The following is a 21,844-nucleotide window of genomic DNA, read 5'->3' as shown; positions in this document are numbered from 1 at the left end:
AGAGGCGGGGGCGTGGCCCGGCGCCTTTTCACAGGGCGCGGACGTCCACGCTGTAGACGGAGCGGACGCCGTACGGGACGTACAGGGCGTCGCCCACGAGGGTCAGGGGGGCGCCGGCGCCGGCGTCCGCGGTGCCGCCGTCGTCGCGGCCCTGGAGCGTGGCGGTGACCCTGCCGGTGCGCAGGTCGAGGGCGGCGAGGCGGCCGCTCGGGGAGGCCAGGTAGAGGTGGGTCGTGGAGGCCACCGGCGGGCCGGGGGACTCCACGGTGGAGTTGCTCTCCCAGAGCCGGCGTCCGTCCTCGGGGGCGAAGGCGCGGACGCTGCCGCTGGGGCGGGTGTACAGGAGCCGGCCGCCGAGCAGGGTGGGGGTGGACGTCTCGGGCTGGGCCTCGGACAGGCGCACGGTCGTCACGATGTGCGAGGCGGTGTCGATGAGGGTCAGGGTGCGGTGGGCGCCCGCCGTGGGAAGCAGGACCAGGCGTCCGCCGGTCTCGCCGACGATGTCCTGGTCGCCGTCGAGCCGCACGGTCCAGCGGGGCCGCCCGGTGGCCGGGTCGAGCTGGGCGACGCTGGTGCCGCTGACGTCCTCGTCGTCGAGGGACCACTTCTGGCAGACCAGGTACGCCTGGCCGCCGGCGCCGCGCAGCAGGCATATCCGGCTGTCGGGGTCGGGGAGCGGGCGCTTCCAGCGGACCTCGCCCTCGTCGGCGCCGAGCAGGGCGTACTGCTGCCCCTTCGGGCCGTGGACGGCGACGATGCCCTCGGGGACGGCGACGGCGTAGCCGAGTTCGCTGTTGGGTTCGGACGCCTCGGGGCCGTCGCCGGTGACCGTGGACCAGAGCACGTCGCCGCTGTCGGCGTCGAGGGCCTGGACGGTGTAGCGGTAGTGGTTCTCGTCGCGGACGGTGCGGTCGTCGGAGCCGTAGACGAAGACGCGGCCGGCGCGGGCGGCGAGGATCGTGCCCTGGTCGCCGAGGCCGAGCTCGTCGGGGGTGTCGTCGACGGGGCGGGCCCAGGTGTTGCGGCCGTCGGCGAGGGCGAAGCGGGTCGCCATGACGTCGTCGCCGGCGCAGACCAGGGAGGCGCCGGTGGCCGCGCAGCGGGTGAAGGGGCCGTCGGGGGCGGTCGGCTCCTTGTCGACGCCGGGGTCCTTGGACTTGCCGCGCCAGGGCTGCCAGCCGGCGGGCAGGTTGCCGGGGGTGGCCTCCTCGGAGGTGAGGGTGAACGTCAGGGCGGCGAGGGCGGCCAGGGCCAGGGCGCCCGCGGCGGGGGCGAGCCAGGGGCGCCCCCGGCGGCGGGGCGGGGACGCGTCCCGCGGCATGGACGCGGTCGTGTCGCCGGGGCGCGGGTCGGGCAGGCGGCCGTCGCGCAGGAGGGCGAGGAGTTCACCGGTGGTGGGACGGGAGGCGGGGCGCTTCTCCAGGCACAACCGGACGAAAGGGAGCAGTTCGGGCGGTACGCCGTCGAGTTCGGGGGCGCCGTCGACGACGCGCAGGGCCGTCTCGTAGGGGCTCGGGCTGTCGAACGGGCCGTGGCCCGTGGCGGCGTGGACCAGGACGGAGCCGAGGGAGAAGACGTCTGCGGCGGGGCCGACGTCCTGCGGGGAGGAGAACTGCTCGGGGGACATGAAGGGCGGGGTGCCCATCACGCGGCCGGTCTGGGTGAGGACGTCGGAGGCGCCGAACTCGGTGGCGCGCGAGATGCCGAAGTCGATGACGCGGGGCCCGTCCTCGGCGAGCATCACGTTGGCCGGTTTCAGATCCCGGTGGACCATCCCGGCGCGGTGGATGTCGCGCAGGGCCTCCGCGAGTCCGGCGGCGAGTTCGCGCAACTTGGGCGCGGGGAGCGGGCCGTGGCGGCGGACATGGGTGCCGAGGTCCTCGCCGGGGATGTAGAGCGTGGCCATCCAGGGGCGGGCCGCGTCGGCGTCGGCGTCCACGACGGGGGCGGTGAAGGCACCGCTGACCTGGCGGGCCGCCGCGACCTCACGGCGGAAGCGGGTGCGGAACTCGTCGTCGTCGGCGTACTGGGCGTGCACGACCTTCAGGGCGAGCCGGCGGCCGGAGGCGGAGCGGGCGAGGTAGACGACACCCATGCCGCCGGCGCCGAGGCGGTCCTCGATCGCGTAACCGCCGACCTCCGCCGGGTCGGTCTCGCGCAGCGCCATGCCGTACGTCCCCCGTTCCGCACCGTTCGACGATCTCGAACGAGGGTATCCGTAGGTGTCCGGGCGGCCCGACGGCCCCTGGGAGCGACGGCGCGGCAGCGCGACGACCCTAGAACTGGATGGAGTTGATGGTCTCCGCTATCGAGTTGAGGAACCGCTGGATGTCGTCGGCCATGCCCGTGGAGGCCAGGAAGAAGCCGAACAGCACGGCGACGACGGCGGGACCGGCCTTCAGTGATCCGCCTCGGATCAGTACCACCAGCACGATCGCCAACAGCAGCACCACTGACAGCGAAATGGCCACAACAGATCACACCCTCGGTCGGTCCGCTCTCCCGGCCCGGGGACGCGACCCCGCGCACCCCGCCAGAACCATCGTGCCACCAACCGGGCCCGCCTATGCGGCACGTGACGTTTCGTTCGCCACAGGGGTGCCGGGGGTGCCGTCGCGCCGGGGTGCGCGCTGGGGTGTGAACGCCCGCCCCCGCCCTGCCCGTACAGCATTTCGAGGAGACACCCGCGCGGCGAATTCAACGGGATCGTTTCCATCGCCACACAACGTGTTCGCAGCTATTTCGAATTCATGGAGGGTTGATCATTTCATCGGCGGCATCTCCTGGCCATATGGCTCACCTTGTCGGTATGAATCCGGACAAGCCGGGCGTTCAACAGGGGTCTGCCAGGGGGCCGTTAGCCGCCCCCGTGCGAGGTCGCGCACAATAAACGTTAATGACCTCGCGGGTTTTACGAAATCACTCAGACAACGCTAGGGTGCCTCAGATGTTCCACGCTGCCTCGTCCCCCGCATGCGCAGCGCGGTCCGGGATCCTCTCCCCCGGTTCTCGTCGGGAGGGTCTGTGACGGACTCGCTGCGACCGCAAGGCCACAACAGAGCGCCACTCCCCCCGGCACAGCAGCCGGCGGACGGAGTGCCGAGTCCGCGCTCTCCGCAGAACAGGAAGGCCCAGGGCAACGCCAGAGCCGCGTCCGGCGGCGCCAAGCAGCGCGACGCGTTCTTCGACAACGCGAAGTACCTGGCGATCGTCCTCGTCGCCATAGGACACGCCTGGGAGCCGATCAAGGGTGGCAGCCGGACCCTGGAGACGCTGTACACGGTCGTGTACACGTTCCACATGCCGGCGTTCATCATCATCTCCGGTTTCTTCTCCCGCAGCTTCGACGCCAGCCCCAGCCGGATGAAGCGGCTGATCACCGGTGTCGCGGTGCCGTACATCGTGTTCGAGACGGCCTATCCGCTCTTCAAGCGCTGGATCGACGACGACCCCGGCATGGACATCAGCATCCTGGACCCCTGGTACCTGACCTGGTTCCTGTGCGCGCTGTTCATCTGGCGGCTGACCACACCCCTGTGGAAGGTCGTGCGCTGGCCGCTCCCCATCGCGCTCGGCCTCGCCATGATGGCGACCGTCACCCCGGAGATCGGCGACGACCTGGACCTCCAGCGGGTCCTGCAGTTCCTGCCGTACTTCGTGCTCGGTCTGATCATGAAGCCGGAGCACTTCCACATGGTGCGCACGCGCACGACGCGGCTGCTGTCGGTGCCGATCGGCGTGGTCACGCTGCTCGTCGCCTACTGGGCGGTGCCGCGCATGAACACCGCGTGGTTCTACCACCGCGACGCCGCGCAGGAGCTGCAGGCGCCCTGGTGGACCGGTCCGGTCATGGTGCTGGCGATGTTCGGCTGCTCGCTGCTGCTGACGGCCTGCTTCTTCGCCTGGGTGCCGCGCCGCCCCATGTGGTTCACCACGCTCGGCGCCGGCACGCTCTACGGCTATCTGCTGCACGGCTTCGTCGTGAAGGCCGGTGACTACCAGGGCTGGTTCGAGGCGGACTGGCTGCACCGCCCCGAGGGCGTCGCCTTCGTCAGTGTCCTCGCCGCCGTCGGCGTCACGCTGCTGTGCACCGCGCCCGTGCGCCGCGTCTTCCGGTTCGCGATGGAGCCGAAGATGGAGTGGGCGTTCAAGCGGGACGCGGCCGAACTGGCCCGGGCCCGCGAGCGCCGCGAGGGCGCGACCGCCCGCGAGAAGGTCGACGCCTGACCCGTACCCGGGAGCTCAACCGCCGACGAGACCGAGAAGTGCGCGCATCCGCGTGTACTTCTCGGTCAGTCGTCTCCGGGTCCTCGGGTCCAGGACCGCGAGCCGCGCCGGATCGGCGTTGTGCGCCAGATCGGCCTCCTTCACCAGCAGCGCGCCCGGGGTGGCGAGGATGCGGGCCGCGTAGTCCTCGGGCGGCTCCCCGGCCCGCTTGGTGACGGCCCGCACGACGTCCTTCGTACGACGGCTCAGCGCGGCCCGCTCCAGCCACTCCTCGGACAGCGCGTCGTCCTCCACGGCGTCGTGCAGCCAGGCGGCGGCGATCTGGTCGTCGTCGCCGCCCCGCGCGCGGACGCCCTCCGCGACGGCGCTCAGATGCTCGCTGTACGGCCGCCCGGCCTTGTCGGTCTGCTCCGCGTGCGCGGCGCGGGCGAGGGCCTCCACCTCGGCGAGGGACAGCGTGGGCTGCGGGGTGTCCCGCGGTGTCTCGGTCACCCCCACAGTGTGCCGCTCCCCCGGTGTGCCGCTCAGGGCGCCGCCGAAGCCGTCGGCCCGTCGCGGCAGATCAGCAGGAGCGCCCGGTCGTCGTTGACGTCCTTCGCGACCGCCTCGATGAGGTGCCAGGCCGCGCCGTGGAACCCGCCCGCGACATACCGGTCGGCCTCCCCGGTGAGCCGGTCGATGCCCTCGGCGATGTCCCGGTCGGACGTCTCGACCAGACCGTCCGTGAACAGCATCAGGACGTCGCCGGGCCGCAGCGAGCCCTTCACGGGGTCGAACTGGGCGCCGTCGTACACCCCGAGGAGGGGGCCCTCGGCGGCCTTCTCCTCCCAGCGCCCGCTGCCCGCGCTGAGTTGGAGGCCGGGTGGATGCCCGGCCGAGTAGAGCTCGTAGTCGCCCGAGTCGAGGTCCAGGACGAGGTGGATGGAGGTGGCGAAGCCCTCGTCCCAGTCCTGGCGCAGCAGATAGCCGTTGGCGGCGGGCAGGAACGCGTGCGGGGGCAGGCTGCCCAGCAGGCCGCCGAAGGCGCCCGACAGCAGCAGCGCGCGGGAGCCGGCGTCCATGCCCTTGCCGGAGACGTCGGTCAGCACGACCTCCAGTGTGCGGCCGCCGTTGGTCCGGGCCGCGACGACGAAGTCCCCGGAGAAGGACTGGCCGCCGGCCGGGCGCAGGGCCATCTCGCGGTGCCAGCCGTGCGGCAGTTGCGGCAGCTTGCTCTGCACCCGGATGCGTTCGCGCAGGTCGAAGAGCATGGTGCCGCCGCGCCGCCAGGGCACGCCGACCCGGCTGCGGAACTGCGCGATGAGCAGCCCGAAGAAACCGCACGCGGCCACGACCAGGACGACCCCCGGGGTGACCCGCGACGGCCCCTCGGTGTACGGGCCGAGCTGGACGGACTCGACGATGAGCGCGGTGGCCGCCGCCGCGTACAGGCCGAGCAGGCTGGCGGGGCGCAGCAGCACCCCGCCCGCCACGATCGGCAGGACCAGCGCGGCCGGGGAGAACCACACCGGGTTCATCATCGTGGCCGCGCAGATCAGCGGCACGGTCACGAGCAGCAGGGCGAGCGCGACCCAGTCCGAGCCGTCGCCGCGGAAGTAGTCCACGGCGCTTCTGCGCAGGGCGGTGCGGACCCGGTGCCACTGCATCTTCGACCGGGCCGTGAACGTCTCGGCCGCCGTGCGCCGCTCTCGTCCTGCTGCCATCAGTTCGGGACCCTATCCATCGGACCAGTCGCTTGGCACGGGAGGTCCCACTTGTCCCCCGTCCGAGGTTCAACTTCACAGTGAACTTCACAGGTGGCCGTCGCGTCGCCGTCACCGGAAAATTGCCTCGCCCCGTCCGCACCTCGCTGGTACGCATGGTCCATGGTGAAAGAGAGCGCGGGCGACGCGGGCGGACTTCGGCCACGGCCGTTGCGGCAGGACGAGTGGGACATCTGGTACGACTCCCTCGTGCGCGCCTTCGGCGGAGTGCCGGAGGCAACCGAGGAGCGGGAGCTGTTCCGGTCCCTGACCGAGGTCGAGCACTCCCTCGGCGTCTGGGACGGGGACATGTGCGTGGGCACGGCCGGCGCGTTCAGTTTCCGGGTGACCGTGCCGGGCGGGGCGTCCGTGCCCGCGGCGGGCGTCACGATGGTCGGCGTCGCCGCCACGCACCGCCGGCGCGGTGTGCTGACGTCGATGATGCGCCGGCAGCTGGACGACGTCCGCGCGTCGGGCCGTCCCCTGGCGGTGCTGACCGCGTCGGAACCGGCGATCTACGGCCGGTTCGGCTACGGCGTCGGCACGTTCGCGGCGAGCGCCGAGATCGACACCTCCCGGGTGCGGCTGTCGGTGCCGCCCGGCACCGATGACGTACGGCTGCGGTACGCGGCGCCGGCCGACGTCCTCGACGCGTGCGAGGCGGTGTACGCGGCCGGGGTGCCGCGGCGGCCGGGGATGATGGCGCGGCTGCCCGGCTGGGAGCGGCTCGGGATCCTGGACCCGGAGAGCGATCGCGGGGGCGGCTCGCCGCTGCAGTGCGTGGTGGCGGAGCGGGACGACACGGTCGTCGGGTACGCGCGGTTCAGCGTGCAGCCGGAGTGGGGGCACGGCGGACCCGACGGGATCGTGCGGCTGCGCGACCTCCACGCCCTGGACCCGGCGGCGGAGTCGGCGTTGTGGCGGTTCCTGTTCGACATCGACCTGACGTCGAAGGTGGTGACGCGGTCGCGGCCGGTGGACGAGGCGTGGCAGTACCAGGTCTCGGACATCCGGCGGTGCGGGATCCGTGTGAAGGACGCCCTGCACGTACGTCCGGTGGACGTGGGCGCCGCGCTGGAGGCGCGGACCTACCAGGCCCCGGTGGACGTGGTGTTCGAGGTCGAGGACGCCTTCTGCCCCTGGAACACGGGGCGTTGGCGGCTCACCGGCGATGCGAAGGGCGCGTCGTGCGGGCGTACGACGGACGCGGCCGATCTGGCCCTGTCCGTACGGGAGTTGGGGGCGGCCTATCTCGGCGGGGTGAGCCTGCGGGCGCTGGGCGCCGCCGGACGGGTGCGGGAGCTGCGGCGCGGGGCGCTGGACGAGGCCGCGACGGGCTTCGTCTCCCCGGTGGCGCCCTGGCTGCCGCACGGCTTCTGACGCGCGGCCCGCGGGGTCACGGCGTCTGGCAGCCGGGGCACCAGAAGAGGTTGCGGGCGGCGAGGCCGGCGGTGCGGATCTCGCCGCCGCACAGGTGACAGGGCTGCTCCGCCCTGCGGTAGACGTAGACCTCGCCGCCGTGGTCGTCGACGCGGGGCGGGCGGCCCATGGCCTCCGGCGTGTGCTCGGGGCGGACGGTGTCGATGCGGTTGGTGCGCACGCCCTCGCGCATGAGCGCGACGAGGTCCGCCCAGATCGCGTCCCACTGGGCCGGGGTGATGTCCCGGCCGGCGCGGTAGGGGTCGATGCCGTGCCGGAAGAGGACCTCGGCCCGGTAGACGTTGCCGACCCCGGCGATGACCTTCTGGTCCATGAGCAGGGCGGCGATCGACGTACGGCTGCGGGAGATCCGCCGGTACGCCTCGCTCGGGTCGGCGTCGTCGCGCAGCGGGTCCGGGCCGAGGCGGTCGTGGATCGCCTGCTTCTCGGTGCCGGTGATCAGGGCGCAGGTGGTGGGGCCGCGCAGGTCGACGTGGGCGGCGTGGTTCGCGAGGCGCAGCCGCACGGTGTCCGTGGGCGGGGGCGCGGGTGCGGGCCCGAAGGCGACCTTGCCGAAGAGGCCGAGGTGGATGTGGACCCAGTCGGTGTCGCGGAAGCCCAGGAAGAGGTGCTTGCCGTGGGCGTCGGTGCGGGTGAGCTCGGCGCCGTCCAGGAGGGCGGCGGCGTCGGAGAACTTGCCCTGGGGGCTGGTGACCCGGGGGGAGGTGCCGCGGAAGGCGGCGGCGTAGTCCTGGGCCAGCCGGTGGATGGTGTGCCCCTCAGGCACGGTGGCTCCTTCGTCGTCTCCCGGTGACCGGTCCGTCCGGTCCGGCCGGGGGGCTCCCCCCGGCCGCCGGTCGGCGTTACTGCTCCTGCTGCGGGTGGTGGGCCGGGATCGGGGGGAGCTCGCCCGTCGTCTCGTAGGCGCTGAGCATGTCGATCCGGCGGGTGTGACGGTCCTCACCCGAGTACGGGGTGCCGAGGAAGGTCTCGACGAACTTCGTCGCCTCCTCGGTGGTGTGCATGCGCGCGCCGACGGCCACGACGTTGGCGTTGTTGTGCTGGCGGCCGAGCGCCGCCGTCTCCTCGCTCCAGGCGAGCGCCGCGCGGACGCCCTTCACCTTGTTCGCGGCGATCTGCTCACCGTTGCCGGAGCCGCCGATCACGATGCCGAGGGCCTCGGGGTCCGCGGCCGTCCTCTCCGCCGCGCGGAGGCAGAAGGGCGGGTAGTCGTCCTGGGCGTCGTAGATGTGGGGCCCGCAGTCCACCGGGTCGTGACCGGCCGCCTTCAGCCAGTCGACGAGGTGGTTCTTGAGTTCGAAGCCCGCATGGTCGGAGCCGAGATACACGCGCATGCAACGAGTGTGACACGGCCGCCGTGGGGCAGCAGCGTCGGGTGGCCACCCCTTGAAAATGTGAGATGCACTATGGAACCTCAAGGAAACCTCAAGTAACAATCCCGAATCAAAGGTTCCCGAATCGGTTCTCCTCCGATTCACTGGTCCGGCTCGTACACCGACGTCATCCGCTCCGTACGAGGACCGCTCCCCACGGCGCAAAGGAAATTCCGTTCCATGACTTCGCAGCCGACAAAGAAGACGGCCGCACCGGCTGTCGGCGGCCACGGCCTGCAGGCCGGGCTCAAGGACCGCCATCTCTCCATGATCGCGATCGGTGGTGTCATCGGCGCCGGACTCTTCGTCGGGTCCAGCTCCGGTATCGCCACGGCAGGACCCGGCATCCTCCTCTCGTACGCGCTCGTCGGCACGCTCGTGGTGCTGGTGATGCGCATGCTCGGTGAGATGTCCGCGGCCAACCCGACCTCGGGTTCCTTCTCCGCCCACGCCGACCGGGCGCTCGGGCGCTGGGCCGGCTTCTCCATCGGCTGGCTGTACTGGTTCTTCTGGGTCGTCGTGCTGGCGGTCGAGGCGACCGCCGGCGCGGTGATCCTGGAGGGCTGGATCCCGGCCGTCCCGCAGTGGGCCTGGGCCCTCATCGTGATGATCGTGCTGACCGCGACGAACCTGGTGTCCGTCGGGTCGTACGGCGAGTTCGAGTTCTGGTTCGCCGGGATCAAGGTCGTCGCGATCGCCGGCTTCATCGTGGTCGGCCTGCTGGCGATCTTCGGTGTGCTGCCCGGCGTCGACAGCGACCAGGCCGGGTTCGGCAACCTCACCGGGCACGGCGGCTTCCTGCCGAACGGTCCGGGGGCGATCCTGACCGGTGTGCTGCTGGTCGTCTTCTCGTTCATGGGCAGCGAGATCGCCACGCTGGCCGCCGGTGAGTCGGAGCACCCGCAGAAGGCCGTCACCAAGGCCACCAACAGCATCATCTGGCGGGTCGCCGTCTTCTACCTGGGCTCGATCCTCGTCGTGGTGTCGCTGCTGCCCTGGGACAGCAAGGCGATCGCCGACGACGGGTCCTATGTCGCCGCGCTGAACTCGCTCGGCATCCCGCACGCCGGTCAGATCATGAACTTCATCGTGCTGACCTCGGTGCTGTCCTGCCTGAACTCGGGCCTCTACACCGCCTCCCGCATGGCCTTCTCGCTCGGCCAGCGCGGGGACGCGCCGCGGGGCTTCGGCCGCACGACCGGCAACGGCGTGCCGCGCACCGCGATCCTCGCGTCGGTGGCGTTCGGGTTCGTGGCCGTGTTCTTCAACTACAAGTTCCCGGACTCGGTCTTCCTCTTCCTCGTCAACTCCTCCGGCGCGGTCGCCCTGTTCGTCTGGCTGGTGATCTGCTTCTCGCAGCTGCGCATGCGGCGGATCATCCAGCGCGAGGCGCCGGAGAAGCTCGTCGTGAAGATGTGGCTGTACCCGTACCTGACGTGGGCGACGGCCGCGCTGATCGTCTTCGTGCTGGGCTACATGCTCACCGACACCGAGCACGACGGCCGGCAGACGGTGCTGCTGTCGCTGCTGGTGGCCGCGCTGGTGCTGGTGGTGGCCTTCGTGAAGGAGAAGGTCGGGGCCGGGCGCGGGGGCGCTGCCGCTGACACGGAGGACGCGGAGGACGCTCCGCTGGACGAGGTCACCACGGGCTGACGCCCGCAGGCCACGACGCCGAGTGCCCCTGGGGAGGGGCGGCTGGACGCGCTGAGGCGCTCCCGCCGCCCCTCCCCTTTTCGCTGCCGTGCTCGGCCGGTCACAGCACCGTGAAACTGTCCCTGACCCGGCCGTAGGTCTTGAGGGCCTGCTCCTCGGCCTCGGGGCGGTACCAGGTGTTGATCTGGTACGACCTGCCCTCCACGGTGAAGCCGAGCAGACGGGCGTGCCAGGGCTCGCCCTGGAGGGTGAAGGAGTACTCCCAGACGACCGCCGGGTGGTCCCGGAACGTGGTGCGCTCCAGACGGATCTTGCGGTAGTCGGCGCCCTGGCGGGCGTCCTGCTCGGACTGCTCCCAGGAGTCCATGAGGTCGCCGCGCGCGAGGGACGACTTGGCGGCGAGTTCCTGGGTGCCGTCGGGTGCGGTGTAGTGCACCTCGGCACCGGTCTTGACGTCGCGCTTCCAGCCCTCGGGGGTCGCCCAGGCGAACCCGCCCGCCTCCCGGTGGGCACCGGGCGGCAGGCTCTGCGGCCGCGAGGTGCCCTCCACGGTCGGCGAGGAGGACACGCTCGCGGACCCCGACGGCCCGGCCGCCGTTCCGCCGCCGGACGACCCGCTCCCGTCCAGCAGAACACCGGCGACGATGGCGCCCGCGACAACGACGGCCGCGAGGGCGACTCCTACGGCGATACGGCGGCGCCTGGGCCGGGGCGACTCGTGCAGGGGATTGTCGACCCGCCGCTGGGTGGCCGCCTCGGAGTGGGCCAGGGAGACGCCGGGGGGCGGGGGTGAGGGGGTGTGGGAGCGGGGGGTGGCGGCGGGCGACGGGTCGGGGCCCGTCGTCCGGCCGGGCGGCGGGCCGGGGGTGGCGGTCCCGGCCGGAGCCAGGCTGGGGGTGGTCCCGCTGGCAGGGGGGCCGGGGACCAGGGGCGACGCGGGGCTCCCGGGCGAGGACGCGGGTGACGGGTCGCCCGGGGAGGGTGCGGGTGACGGGTCGCCCGGGGAGGGTGCGGGTGACGGGTCGCCCGGGGAGGGTGCGGGTGACGGGTCGCCCGGGGAGGGTGCGGGCCGCTGGCCGGGATCGGCCGTACCGGCGGGCGACGCCTTGAGGGCGGCCGGTCCGGCGGGCGACGGGTCTGGGGTGGCCGCCGCGGCGGGTGCCGGGTCGGGAAGCAGGGAAGGCGTGGGGCCGCCTGGCCGGGGCGCGGGCAGCGGGCCAGGGTCGGCCGCCGCGCCGGGCAGGGGGCTGGGGGGTGGCGTGAGGCCGCCGGGCGAAGGTGCAGGCGGCCGGTCGCGGTCGGCCGTACCGACCGGTGTGGGGCCGGGGGCCGGGGGCGGCGTGCCGCTTGGGCGGGGCGCGGGCAGCGGGTCACCGTCGGCCCTCCCGGCGGGCGGGGGGCTGGGAGGTGGCGTGGGGCCGCCCGGCGAAGGCGCAGGCGACCGGTCGCCGTCCGCCGTACCGACCGGTGCAGAGCCCGGGAGCGGGGGCGGCGTGCCGCCCGGGCGGGGCGCGGGCAGCGGGTCACCCTCGGACCTCCCGGCGCGCGGGGGGCTGGCAGGCGGCGTGGGGCCGCTGGGCGAAGGTGCAGGCGGCCGGTCGGGGTCGGCCGTACCGACCGGTGTGGGGTCGGGGAGCGGGGGCGGCGTGCCGCCGGGCCGGGGCGCGGGCGGCGGGCCAGGGTCGGCCGCATCGGCGGGCGACGGGCCGGGGGCGGTCGTCCCGGCGGGTGGGGGGTCTGAGGGCGAGGTCGGCGTGTGGGCGCCCGGCAAGGGTGCGGGCGACGGCTCGGGGGCGGTGCCGGGTGCGGGGGCGAGGGATTCGCCGGGGGTGGTCGGCCCGGTGGGCGGGGTGTCAGGGGCCGGCGTGGGGCCGTTGAGGGGGGCGGCCGACGGCGCGGGTTGCGAGGGGGCGACGGCCGTTCCGGCTTCGGGACGGGTGGGGGCCGAGTCCTGCTCGGCGGACGCCTGCTGTGCCGGTACGGCGTCGTGCACCTCTCCCCGTATGCGGGGGTCGGGTACGGGCGTGCCCGGCTTCGTCTCGGGGAGGGGGTGCGGGGCTGCCGTGGGGGCGGGGGTGACCGGGATCGTCGGGGTCGGGGGTGGGGACGCCACCCGTTGCAGGGACGTCTCCAGGGCGTCGAGGTCCGGGCGGGACGACGGGTCCTTCTGGAGGAGGGCGGCCAGGACGGGGCGCAAGGGGCCCGCGACGGCGGGGAGTTCGGGCTCCTCGTACAGCACGGCGTGCAGCGTCGCGAGGGTGGTGTCGCGGGAGAAGGGGGACCGGCCCGCGAGGGCGGCGCACAGCGTCGCGCCCAGGGACCAGACGTCCGACGGCGGCCCCTGCGGGCGCCCGGAGATCCGCTCGGGCGCCATGTAGTCGGGCGAGCCGACGAGCATGCCGACCATGGTGAGGGCCTTGGCGTCCTGGATGGCCGCGATGCCGAAGTCCGTCAGCACCACCCGCCCGCGCCCGCGCACGGCCTCCGTCTCCACGAGGACGTTGCCCGGCTTGATGTCCCGGTGCAGCACCCCGCGCGCGTGGACCTGCCGCAGGGCCGCCACCAGGCCGAGGCCGATCCGGGCCGTCTCGGCGGGGCCCAGCGGGCCGTCCTCCGCCATGATGCGCTCCAGGGAGCGGCCGGCCACCAACTCCATGACGATCCACAGGTGTTCGCCCTCGTCGACGACGTCGTAGACCCGGACGACGTGCGGGTGGTCGATCCGGGCCGTCGCCCGCGCCTCGCGCAGGGTGCGCTCACGGCGGGTGCGGGTGTCCTCGGGGTCGAGGCCGTCTATCCGCATTTCCTTCACGGCGACCAGCCGGTCGAGCATTTCGTCGACCGCTCGCCACACACGCCCCATTCCCCCCTGGCCGATACTCTCGACCAATCGGTAGCGTCCCGTCACCAGTAAACCCGGAACCCCACCGCTTCGCGTATTCCCCGGCAATCCGCTGCACCCCCTCGATGCCACATCGGACATCCGCCATTGAAACACAATGGTCACACTTCAGTCCGTATCAGCATAGTGCGGAGAAATCTTGTGGTAGCTCTTCAAGTACTGCGAATTCAGGCGCAGGCAAGGGGGACGAACATGAGTTCTCGTCGCACGACGGCCATCGCGGGATCGCTGGTCGCGGCATCTTTCTCGGCAGTGATGATCTTCTCTTCCGCTGCCGGTGCGGATGACCAGGGACCCGGCAGCAGCAAGGGGGGAAAGGTCATCGACGAGGCACCGGCGGGAGTGAAGCTCACCACCGAACTGCCCGAGAAAATCTCGGTGGACAACAGTTCGCAGAAAACCGAGATCACTGCCACCGTCAAGAACGAAGGGACCAAGGACAGCGGAAAGATCCAGCTTCTGGTCGTCGGTTTCGACGGCCTGACGGTCAAGAATGTCGAAGGCTGTTCGGCCATCGACCAGGGAAATCTCCCCGAGGGTTCGAACAGCGGTTTCGCCTGCCCTCTCGACAATCTCCCCGCCGGTGAGTCGAAGTCCTACGCCGTGGACGCGACGTTCGACGTACGCAAGGAGGGCAAGATCTGCCTGCCCGTCCAGACCGGTGACGGCAGGAAGACGTACTGGCAGCAGGGCCCGGTGCCTTTCGGCACGACCAACCCGTCGCCGGACGCCCCGGCCACACCGCTGCTGCTCGGTACCGACAACAAGCCGGTCGCCCCGGGCCCCGACGAGCTGCCCAGGACCGGTCCGGGCCGGGACGTCCTGCCGCTGGGCGCGGCCGGGGCGGCCCTGCTCGCGGCCGGCGCGGCGGGGCTGTGGTGGTCCCAGCTGCGGCGGCCCCGGCGGTCCCCGCAGGGCTGAGCACCCTGGAAGAAAAGAGCAGAGGCTCGTCGGTCGCGTGCGACCGGCGAGCCTCTTGCTGAAAGTGACGTCGTGTCAGCGGTTCAGGAACTTCCACGCCGTGGGCAGCGCGCCCATCGCCAGCGCCGCCTTCACCGCGTCGCCGATCAGGAACGGCACCAGGCCGGCCGCGATCGCGGCGGACGCCGACATGCCGGTGGCCAGGGCCAGGTAGGGCACGCCGACGGCGTAGATGACCGCCTCGCCCAGCAGCATCGCGCCGGCGGTGCGCAGCGCGGTGCGGTCGGCGCCGCGGCGGGCCAGGGCGCCGACGACGGTCGCGGCGAGGATCATGCCGAGGACGTAGCCGAAGGACGGGGCGGCGGCGCCGGAGGTGCCCTGCGCGAACCACGGCACGCCCGCCATGCCGGCCAGCGCGTACAGCGCGAGCGAGAGGAAGCCGCGACCGGCGCCGAGCGCGGTGCCGACGAGCAGCACGGCGAGGGTCTGGCCGGTCACCGGCACCGGGGAGCCCGGCACGGGCACGGAGATCTGGGCGGCCAGGCCGGTGAGGGCGGCGCCGCCGGCGACGAGCGCGATGTCGCGGACGCGGGAGGCGGGGAGCAGATCGGCGAGGACCTGCCCGGTGCGTGCGGGGGCTGCGGCAGCGGTGCTCATGGGGACTCCGCGAGGTGAGGGCGGTACGGGACGCTGCGACGCTATCCCAGGGTGTCGCGGTCCCTCACCGTCAGTGGTCGACAAAGGCGGGATCATGGGCTTGGTGGGCTCCGGACAAAGGTGGTGCGGTACACCCGGTGCGAGGTGACGCCGGTCACTGAGGCAGGGACGTTCGGCTCACAGGGGCGGGGTCCGGGGCCACTGTAGGGTTCCACCAATCATGTTGCCCGCGTATGAAGAACCGTCTCGCCCGTCGGTCGCCGTCTGGGCAGCGCGGGCCCGCTTTGCTAGCTTCGAACGCATGGTCGCCCAGTCCCGGAACTTCACGTCGCGTCGCCACGTCGATCTGCGACGCGTGGGCGCCACCGCCTGTCGCCGTCCGGGGTGAGCCGGCCCGGGTGACCCGGCCCGGCTCGCCGTTCAGCACGGCGCAGTGTCGGACCGGATCCCGAGGAAGTTCCCCCATGCCCCGTACCGCGGCACCCACTCTTTCGTCCCCGATCCCCCGTGTCGCCGACCGTGACCGGCGCCGGACCAGTGCCAGCGTCGTCCTGCGGTCGGTGCTGGAGCACGGGCCCGTGGCACGCAGCACCATCGCCCGGCTGACCGGGCTGTCCCCGGCGTCGGTGACCGACCACTGCGCCCGGCTCACCGGGCTGGGGCTGATCCGCGAGGCGGTGGCGCCCCGGCCGTCCGGCGGGGTCGGGCGCCCGCACGTACCGGTCGACCTGGACGCCTCGCGGCTCGTGGTCGGCGGGGTGCATGTGGCGGTGCCGTACACCACGGTGGCGCTGCTCGATCTGCGCGGCCGGGTCGTGGCACGGCGGGAGGTGCCGCACTCCGGCGCGGTCGATCCGTACGACGTCCTGGACGAGGCCGCCGGCGCGCTGGCCGGACTGCTCGGCGCACGGCCCGGCGTCCGGCCGCTCGGTGTCGGGTTCGCCGCCGGGGGCTGGGTGGACCGGGCCACGGGGGTGGTCGTCGAGCATCCGCTGCTGGGCTGGCGCGAGGTGCCGGTGCGGGACGCGCTCGGTGCCCGCACCGGGCTGCCGGTCCATGTGGACGGCCACGCGCGGGCGTTGGTGAACGCGGAGCGGCTGTTCGGGCGGGCGCGCGGCAGCCGCAGTGTGCTGCACCTGTTCGTCGGCAACGTGGTCGACGCGGCGTTCGCGACGAACGACGAGGTGCACCACGGTCCGCGTTCGCAGGCCGGCGCGATCGCGCATCTGCCGGTGCCGGGCGGCACGGAGCGGTGCGCGTGCGGCCGGACCGGGTGTCTCCAGGCGGAGTTGAGCGAGCGGACCCTGTGCCGCCGGGCGCGGGCGGCCGGGGTCATCGGCGGCAGGAACCCGCAGCACGTCGTGCGTGCCGCGCGCGACGGGGACCCGGTGGCCGTGCGGCTGCTGACCGAGCGGGCCCGGACGACGGGCCGGGCGGTGGGGCTGCTGCTCGACGTGCTGAATCCGGAGACCGTGGTGGTCACGGAGATCGGTGTCCTCAGCCGCGAGGACTGTCTCGGGGCGCTGCGCGCCGGGGTGGGCGACGCGCGCGCGGCGTCGGTCGTGCCGTCGAGTTTCCCGGATTCCGTACTGGCGACGGCGGGTGGTTCGGTGGCTCTGGACGTCCTCTACCGGGACCCTTTGGGCGCGGCCGCGGGCGTACCACCTGAGGCTATTTAATTCAGAAACTCCGAATATTGACAGGGCTCGTACAGGACCGGGAACATGCTGGTCATGAGCCTGTTCGTGAGCTGTCGCACCCACTGTTGCTGACACGTCGCCGCGTGTGAAGCGCTCATCCTCCCCTGCGTGAATTCTCTTTTTCCCGGCCGTTTTCCGGCCCGCTTCCTGAATTCCGCATGCTCATTTCCTTTCGCACTCCCTGGAGTACTCCCATGCCTTCCTCCCCCGTGTCCGGCATCGACCGACGGCTCTTCCTCACCTCGGTGCTCGGCACCGTGGCCGGTGTCGCGGGCCTCAGCGGCTGCGCCGGAAGCGCGGCCGCCGGCAGCGAGGGCGCCTCGACCGCCCCGCTCGCCGCAAAGGTGCCCGCGGGCACCTCCCTGAAGATCGCCTCGTACCAGAACACCCAGCAACTGCAGTTCAAGCTGGCCAAGTTGGGCGATCCACCGTTCGAAGTGGGCGGCTGGCTGAACATCGGCGCGGGTCCCGATGTCATCAACGCCTTCCGCTCCGGCTCGCTGGACGTGGCCAACAACGCCGGCATCCCGCCGATCCAGGCGCACTACCAGGGCTTCGACGCGAAGATCGTGGCGATCAACATCACCCGCAGGCCCAACTACCTCTTCGCCACGAGGCCCGGCAGCCACATCCGGACGGTCGCGGACTTCAAGGGCAAGCGGCTGGCGTTCTCGCAGGGCCAGGCGCAGGGCGTCGTCCTGCTGCGGGCCCTGAAGAAGGCCGGCGTGACGTACGACGACGTGGAGCTGGTCCCGCTGACCAGCAACCAGTTCCTCACGGCTCTGCAGTCCGGCCAGGTCGACATCGCCCCGCTCGCCAACAGCCAGGCCCCCGCCTATCTGAAGCAGTACGAGGGCAAGGGCGCCCGCACGGTCGTCACCGACGTCGTCGACCTGCTGAACCTGCTGTGGGCGCCGGTGTCGGTGCTGAACGACAAGGCCAAGGCCGCCGCGGTCGCCGCCTACATCCCGTACTGGGCCAAGGGCCAGGTGTGGGCGTACGAGCACCCGGACGTCTGGAACCGGGAGTTCTACGTCAAGACGCAGAACCTGTCCCTCGCGCAGGCCGAGGCGATCACGAAGCTCGCCAACAAGCCGCTGTTCCCGCCGAGTTGGCGCGAGGCCGTCGAGTGGGAGCAGGAGACCGCCGATCTGCTCGCGGAGGGCGGCTTCGTGAAGAAGTTCGACGTCGGCGAGCTCTTCGACCACCGCTTCGAGGGCATCGCGGCCAAGGCCGTGCCCGCGGAATACCGGAGGTGACCGCCATGACCACCACGACCACCACCACGACCGTGCCCGAGGCACCGCCCCTGACCGGACCGGACCACCGCGTCCGCCGGCGGCGCCCCCTGACGCCCGGCCGGCGTCTGCCCGCCGCCCGGCTCGCCGGCCCCCTGCTGCTCGTCGTGCTGTGGGCCGCCGCCTCCGCCGCCGGAGCGCTGGACCCCGGCGCGATCCCGGCGCCCTGGAAGGTCGTCGAGACCGGCGCCCACCTGTGGACGGACGGGACCCTGCCGGACGACATCCTGACGTCGTTGCAGCGGGCGGCGACCGGGTTCGTCCTCGGGCTCGTCGCGGGAGTCGTCCTCGCGCTGGCGTCCGGGCTGACCCGGACCGGGGAGGCGCTGATCGACGGGACGGTCAACCTCAACCGGGCCATCCCGACGCTGGGTCTCATCCCGCTGTTCATCCTGTGGCTGGGCATCGGCGAGACCTTCAAGATCGCGATCATCGCCATCGTCGTCTACATCCCGATCTATCTGAACACCCATGCCGCGCTGTCCGGCATCGACAGCCGCTTCGTGGAACTCGCCGAGGTGCAGGGCCTGAACCGGTTCCGCTTCATCCGGCAGATCGTCGTCCCGGGCGCGCTGCCCGGCTTCTTCGTCGGGCTGCGGCTCGGCGTGACCGGGTCCTGGCTGGGCCTGGTGGTGCTGGAGCAGATCAACGCCACCAGCGGCCTCGGCTACATGATGTTCCAGGCGCAGAACTACGGCCAGACGGACGTCATCCTCGTCGGCCTCGTCGTCTACGGCGTCTTCGGCCTGGTCTCCGACAGCGCGGTCCGCCTCATCGAACGGAGGGTGCTGTCGTGGCGCCGCACACTGAGCAGCTGACCCGTCCCGCCGTGCAACTGCGCGGCCTGACCCGGTCCTTCGACGGACGAACCGTCCTCGACGGCATCGACCTCGATCTGCCCGCCGGCCAGTTCACGGCCCTGCTCGGGCACAGCGGCTCCGGCAAGAGCACGCTGCTGCGGGCCGTCGCGGGCCTGGACCACCAGGTCACCGGATCGGGGCAGCTGACCGCGCCGGAGCGGGTGTCCGTGGTCTTCCAGGACTCCCGGCTGCTGCCCTGGCGCCGGGTCCTGGACAACGTCCTCCTCGGCCTCGACGGCAAGGACGCGGCGGAGCGGGGCCGCGAGGCCCTCGCCGAGGTCGGTCTGAAAGGCCGGGAGCGGGCCTGGCCGAACGAGCTGTCCGGCGGTGAGGCGCAGCGGGCCGCGCTGGCACGCTCCCTGGTGCGCGAGCCCGAACTGCTGCTGGCCGACGAGCCGTTCGGGGCGCTGGACGCCCTGACCCGGATCAGGATGCACCACCTGCTGCGGGAGCTGTGGGAGCGCCACCGCCCGTCCGTCCTGCTCGTCACCCACGACGTCGACGAGGCGATCGTGCTCGCCGACCGGGTGCTCGTCCTGGAGCACGGCCGGATCGCGCTCGACGTGACGATCGACCGGGACACGCCCCGGTCGGCGTACCGCGAACGGCTGCTCGCGGCGCTCGGCGTGACCGAGGACCTGAGGTGACCACCGGGCCACGCGACCGCACCCCCTTCTCCCCCCGACCGAGGACTCCCATGACCCGACAGCTCCACCTCAACGCGTTCCTCATGAACACCGGCCACCACGAGGCCTCCTGGCGGCTCCCGGAGAGCGATCCGTACGCGCACGTCGACCTCGCCCACTACGTGCGGCTCGCGCGGACCGCCGAGCGCGGCACCTTCGACTCGCTCTTCCTCGCCGACGGCCCCCAGCTGTGGAGCAACCTCGCGCAGCGGCCCGCCGGCGCCCTGGAGCCGCTGACGCTGCTGACCGCGCTGGCGACGGCCACCGAGCACATCGGGCTGATCGCCACCGCCTCCACGTCCTACAACTCGCCCTACAACCTGGCCCGCAAGTTCGCCTCGCTGGACATCGTGAGCGGCGGCCGGGCCGGCTGGAACATCGTCACCACCGCGGGTGCCGAGGCCGCCCGGAACTTCGGCCTGGACGCGGAGCCCGCGCACGCCGAGCGGTACGCCCGGGCCGACGAGTTCCTGGACGTCGCCCGGAAGCTGTGGGACAGCTGGGAGGACGACGCGATCGTCGCCGACAAGGCGGCCGGCGTCTGGGGCGACGACAGCAAGATCCATCCGCCGCGGCACCGGGGGACGTACTTCCGGGTCGAGGGGGCGCTCAACGTCCCGCGCACCCCGCAGGGTCACCCGCTGCTCGTGCAGGCCGGGTCGAGCGAGGACGGCAGGCGTTTCGCCGCGCGCCACGCGGAGGCCGTGTTCACCGCGCAGCAGACCATCGAGGACGCGCGGGCCTTCTACGCCGACCTCAAGGCCCGTACCGCCGAGGCGGGCCGGGACCCCGACCACATCAAGGTGCTGCCGGGCATCGTCCCGGTGATCGGCTCGACCGAGGCCGAGGCCCGGGCGGCCGAGCGGGAGCTGGAGGACCACATCGTGCACACGCACGGGGTGGCCCGGCTGGAGAGCCTGCTGCAGCTGGAGCCCGGCACCCTGGAGCTGGACGGCCCGCTCCCGGCCGACCTGCCGTCCGAGGACGCCGTCGAGGGCGCCAAGAGCCGCTACACGCTCGTCGTGCAACTGGCCCGGCGTGAGCGCCTCACGGTCCGGCAGCTGATCGGGCGGCTCGGCGGCGGGCGCGGCCACCTCACCTTCGCCGGCACCCCCGAGCAGATCGCCGACGCCATCGAGACGTGGTTCACCCAAGGAGCCGCCGACGGTTTCAACATCATGCCGCCGGTGCTGCCGTCCGGTCTGGACGCCTTCGTCGACCACGTGGTGCCGGTCCTGCGCGAGCGCGGCCTGCTGCGCACCGCGTACGGACCGCGCCGCACGCTGCGCGAGCGCTACGGCCTGCCGCGCCCCGCCAACCAGTACACCGTCCGCGAGAACGCCCTGGTCTGAAGCAGACCCGAACCGGAAGGACCGCCCGTGTCAGACCTCGAGATCCAGAAGATCACCGCGCACATCGGCGCCCGGGTGTCCGGCGTCGACGTCTCCCGGCCGCTCGCCGAGGAGACCGTCACCGCGCTGCGCGAGGCCCTCAACGTCCACAAGGCGCTCGTCATCGACGACGTGAACCTGGACGACGCCTCCCACCAGGACTTCGTCCGGCACTTCGGCGACGTCACCACCGCCCACCCGACGGTCTCCTCGATCGCCGGCGCCCCGAACGTGCTGCCCGTGGACAGCGAGCGGGGCCGGGCCGCCAACCACTGGCACACCGACGTCACCTTCGTGCTGAACCCGCCGCAGGCCACGACCCTGCGCAGCATCACCCTCCCGCCGTACGGCGGCGAGACGCTGATCGCGAACGCGGCGGCCGCCTACCGCCAGCTGCCCGAACCGCTGCGGAAGCTCGCGGACACCCTGTGGGCGGAGCACACCAACGACTACGACTACGCGGTGCCGGACGAGGAGATCGACGAGCGGCAGGCCGCCCAGCGCGCCCAGTTCACGTCGATCACGTACCGCACGGTCCACCCGGTGGTGCGCGTCCACCCGCTGACCGGGGAACGCGGGCTGTTCATCGGCGGGTTCGCGCAGCGGATCGTGGGTCTGTCGCCGGGCGAGTCCCGCAAGGTCCTCGACCTGCTCCAGGCGTACGTCACACGGCCGGAGAACATCCTGCGCCACCGCTGGTCGCAGAACCAGCTGGTCGTCTTCGACAACCGCATCACCCAGCACTACGCGATCGACAACTACGACGGCCTGCCGCGCCGGCTGCACCGGGTGACCGTCGCCGGTGACGTGCCGGTCGGCATCGAGGGCAAGGCGAGCTACTCGATCGAGGGGGACGCCTCGCACTACACGGCCGTCGCGGCGTGACACAGGGATCACACAGGGTGCGGCTGGTGTCCGCATAGTGGGCGGCCTCTCCTTCTGAGCGGAGAGGCCGCCCATGCTGTGGGGGTTTTTTGCCCTCTCACGCATTGGA

General features: G+C 72.4%; 18 protein-coding genes. 10 read left to right on the top strand and 8 right to left on the bottom strand.

The features are described from left to right. Positions 1 to 28 precede the first annotated feature (28 nt). Together ACFV46_RS01135 and ACFV46_RS01130 are read right to left on the bottom strand one after the other, a co-directional pair. Complete coding sequence (locus tag ACFV46_RS01135; RefSeq protein ID WP_385496637.1) at positions 29 to 2,167, bottom strand: serine/threonine-protein kinase; 2,139 nt, start codon at positions 2,165 to 2,167, stop codon at positions 29 to 31. A gap of 109 nt (positions 2,168 to 2,276) precedes the next feature. Beyond that, complete coding sequence (locus ACFV46_RS01130; RefSeq protein WP_004001285.1) at positions 2,277 to 2,471, bottom strand: hypothetical protein; 195 nt, start codon at positions 2,469 to 2,471, stop codon at positions 2,277 to 2,279. A gap of 553 nt (positions 2,472 to 3,024) precedes the next feature. Between ACFV46_RS01130 and ACFV46_RS01125 the strand changes: the two genes are divergently transcribed. Continuing rightward, complete coding sequence (locus ACFV46_RS01125) at positions 3,025 to 4,227, top strand: acyltransferase family protein (RefSeq protein ID WP_385496636.1); 1,203 nt, start codon at positions 3,025 to 3,027, stop codon at positions 4,225 to 4,227. Positions 4,228 to 4,242: 15 nt separating this feature from the next. Here the strand turns inward: ACFV46_RS01125 and ACFV46_RS01120 are convergent, their stop codons facing one another. Together ACFV46_RS01120 and ACFV46_RS01115 are read right to left on the bottom strand one after the other, a co-directional pair. Next, positions 4,243 to 4,719, bottom strand: coding sequence for an HD domain-containing protein (locus ACFV46_RS01120; protein WP_385496635.1), 477 nt, complete (start codon positions 4,717 to 4,719; stop codon positions 4,243 to 4,245). Between the two features lie 32 nt (positions 4,720 to 4,751). Next, positions 4,752 to 5,930 (bottom strand): PP2C family protein-serine/threonine phosphatase, encoded by a 1,179-nt coding sequence (locus ACFV46_RS01115; protein ID WP_283290988.1) that lies wholly within the window; start codon positions 5,928 to 5,930, stop codon positions 4,752 to 4,754. Positions 5,931 to 6,092: 162 nt separating this feature from the next. Here ACFV46_RS01115 and ACFV46_RS01110 point away from each other — a divergent pair, with 162 nt between their 5' ends. Further along, positions 6,093 to 7,349 (top strand): GNAT family N-acetyltransferase, encoded by a 1,257-nt coding sequence (locus ACFV46_RS01110; RefSeq protein WP_385496634.1) that lies wholly within the window; start codon positions 6,093 to 6,095, stop codon positions 7,347 to 7,349. A 16-nt stretch (positions 7,350 to 7,365) separates the two neighbouring features. Here the strand turns inward: ACFV46_RS01110 and ACFV46_RS01105 are convergent, their stop codons facing one another. Both ACFV46_RS01105 and ACFV46_RS01100 read right to left on the bottom strand, forming a co-directional pair. After that, positions 7,366 to 8,175 carry an Fpg/Nei family DNA glycosylase gene (locus ACFV46_RS01105; RefSeq protein WP_385496633.1) on the bottom strand — a complete coding sequence of 270 codons (810 nt, stop codon included), beginning with the start codon at positions 8,173 to 8,175 and terminating at the stop codon, positions 7,366 to 7,368. Positions 8,176 to 8,251: 76 nt separating this feature from the next. Next, complete coding sequence (locus tag ACFV46_RS01100; RefSeq protein ID WP_361923963.1) at positions 8,252 to 8,743, bottom strand: ribose-5-phosphate isomerase; 492 nt, start codon at positions 8,741 to 8,743, stop codon at positions 8,252 to 8,254. A 219-nt stretch (positions 8,744 to 8,962) separates the two neighbouring features. Between ACFV46_RS01100 and ACFV46_RS01095 the strand changes: the two genes are divergently transcribed. Then, positions 8,963 to 10,435: an amino acid permease gene (locus ACFV46_RS01095; protein WP_361923965.1), complete on the top strand. Its 1,473-nt coding sequence runs from the start codon at positions 8,963 to 8,965 to the stop codon at positions 10,433 to 10,435. 100 nt (positions 10,436 to 10,535) lie between these two features. On the opposite strand, the gene ACFV46_RS01090 is transcribed toward ACFV46_RS01095, so the two are convergent. Then, positions 10,536 to 13,289, bottom strand: a complete 2,754-nt coding sequence (locus ACFV46_RS01090; RefSeq protein ID WP_385496630.1) for a protein kinase — start codon at positions 13,287 to 13,289, stop codon at positions 10,536 to 10,538. Between the two features lie 240 nt (positions 13,290 to 13,529). Here ACFV46_RS01090 and ACFV46_RS01085 point away from each other — a divergent pair, with 240 nt between their 5' ends. Beyond that, entirely contained in the window at positions 13,530 to 14,258 is a 729-nt protein-coding gene (locus ACFV46_RS01085; RefSeq protein WP_385496758.1) for a hypothetical protein, read from the top strand. 75 nt (positions 14,259 to 14,333) lie between these two features. Here the strand turns inward: ACFV46_RS01085 and ACFV46_RS01080 are convergent, their stop codons facing one another. Beyond that, complete coding sequence (locus ACFV46_RS01080) at positions 14,334 to 14,915, bottom strand: biotin transporter BioY (RefSeq protein ID WP_385496629.1); 582 nt, start codon at positions 14,913 to 14,915, stop codon at positions 14,334 to 14,336. A gap of 464 nt (positions 14,916 to 15,379) precedes the next feature. On the opposite strand from ACFV46_RS01080, the gene ACFV46_RS01075 reads away from it, so the two are divergent. The 6 genes from ACFV46_RS01075 (at position 15,380) to ACFV46_RS01050 (ending at position 21,735) form a co-directional block, all read left to right on the top strand. Further along, on the top strand, positions 15,380 to 16,594 hold the full coding sequence (locus ACFV46_RS01075; RefSeq protein ID WP_385496628.1) for an ROK family protein: 1,215 nt from the start codon (positions 15,380 to 15,382) through the stop codon (positions 16,592 to 16,594). A 215-nt stretch (positions 16,595 to 16,809) separates the two neighbouring features. Next, complete coding sequence (locus tag ACFV46_RS01070) at positions 16,810 to 17,874, top strand: ABC transporter substrate-binding protein (protein ID WP_385496627.1); 1,065 nt, start codon at positions 16,810 to 16,812, stop codon at positions 17,872 to 17,874. A 5-nt stretch (positions 17,875 to 17,879) separates the two neighbouring features. Beyond that, on the top strand, positions 17,880 to 18,731 hold the full coding sequence (locus tag ACFV46_RS01065) for an ABC transporter permease (RefSeq protein WP_385496626.1): 852 nt from the start codon (positions 17,880 to 17,882) through the stop codon (positions 18,729 to 18,731). Further along, entirely contained in the window at positions 18,707 to 19,420 is a 714-nt protein-coding gene (locus tag ACFV46_RS01060) for an ABC transporter ATP-binding protein (protein WP_361923977.1), read from the top strand. Before ACFV46_RS01065 ends, ACFV46_RS01060 begins: the two co-directional genes overlap by 25 nt. A gap of 50 nt (positions 19,421 to 19,470) precedes the next feature. After that, a complete protein-coding gene (locus tag ACFV46_RS01055; RefSeq protein WP_385496625.1) occupies positions 19,471 to 20,811 on the top strand; it encodes an LLM class flavin-dependent oxidoreductase in 1,341 nt (446 codons plus the stop codon). 27 nt (positions 20,812 to 20,838) lie between these two features. After that, the gene (locus ACFV46_RS01050; RefSeq protein ID WP_385496624.1) at positions 20,839 to 21,735 is read left to right on the top strand and encodes a TauD/TfdA dioxygenase family protein; all 897 of its coding nucleotides are present in this window, start codon (positions 20,839 to 20,841) and stop codon (positions 21,733 to 21,735) included. Positions 21,736 to 21,844 lie beyond the last annotated feature (109 nt).

The sequence above is a fragment of the Streptomyces sp. NPDC059852 genome (assembly GCF_042731455.1).
Lineage (GTDB): Bacteria > Actinomycetota > Actinomycetes > Streptomycetales > Streptomycetaceae > Streptomyces.
The sequence above is the reverse complement of the archived record's forward strand: the minus strand, read 5'-3'. Positions and strand labels throughout refer to the sequence as shown.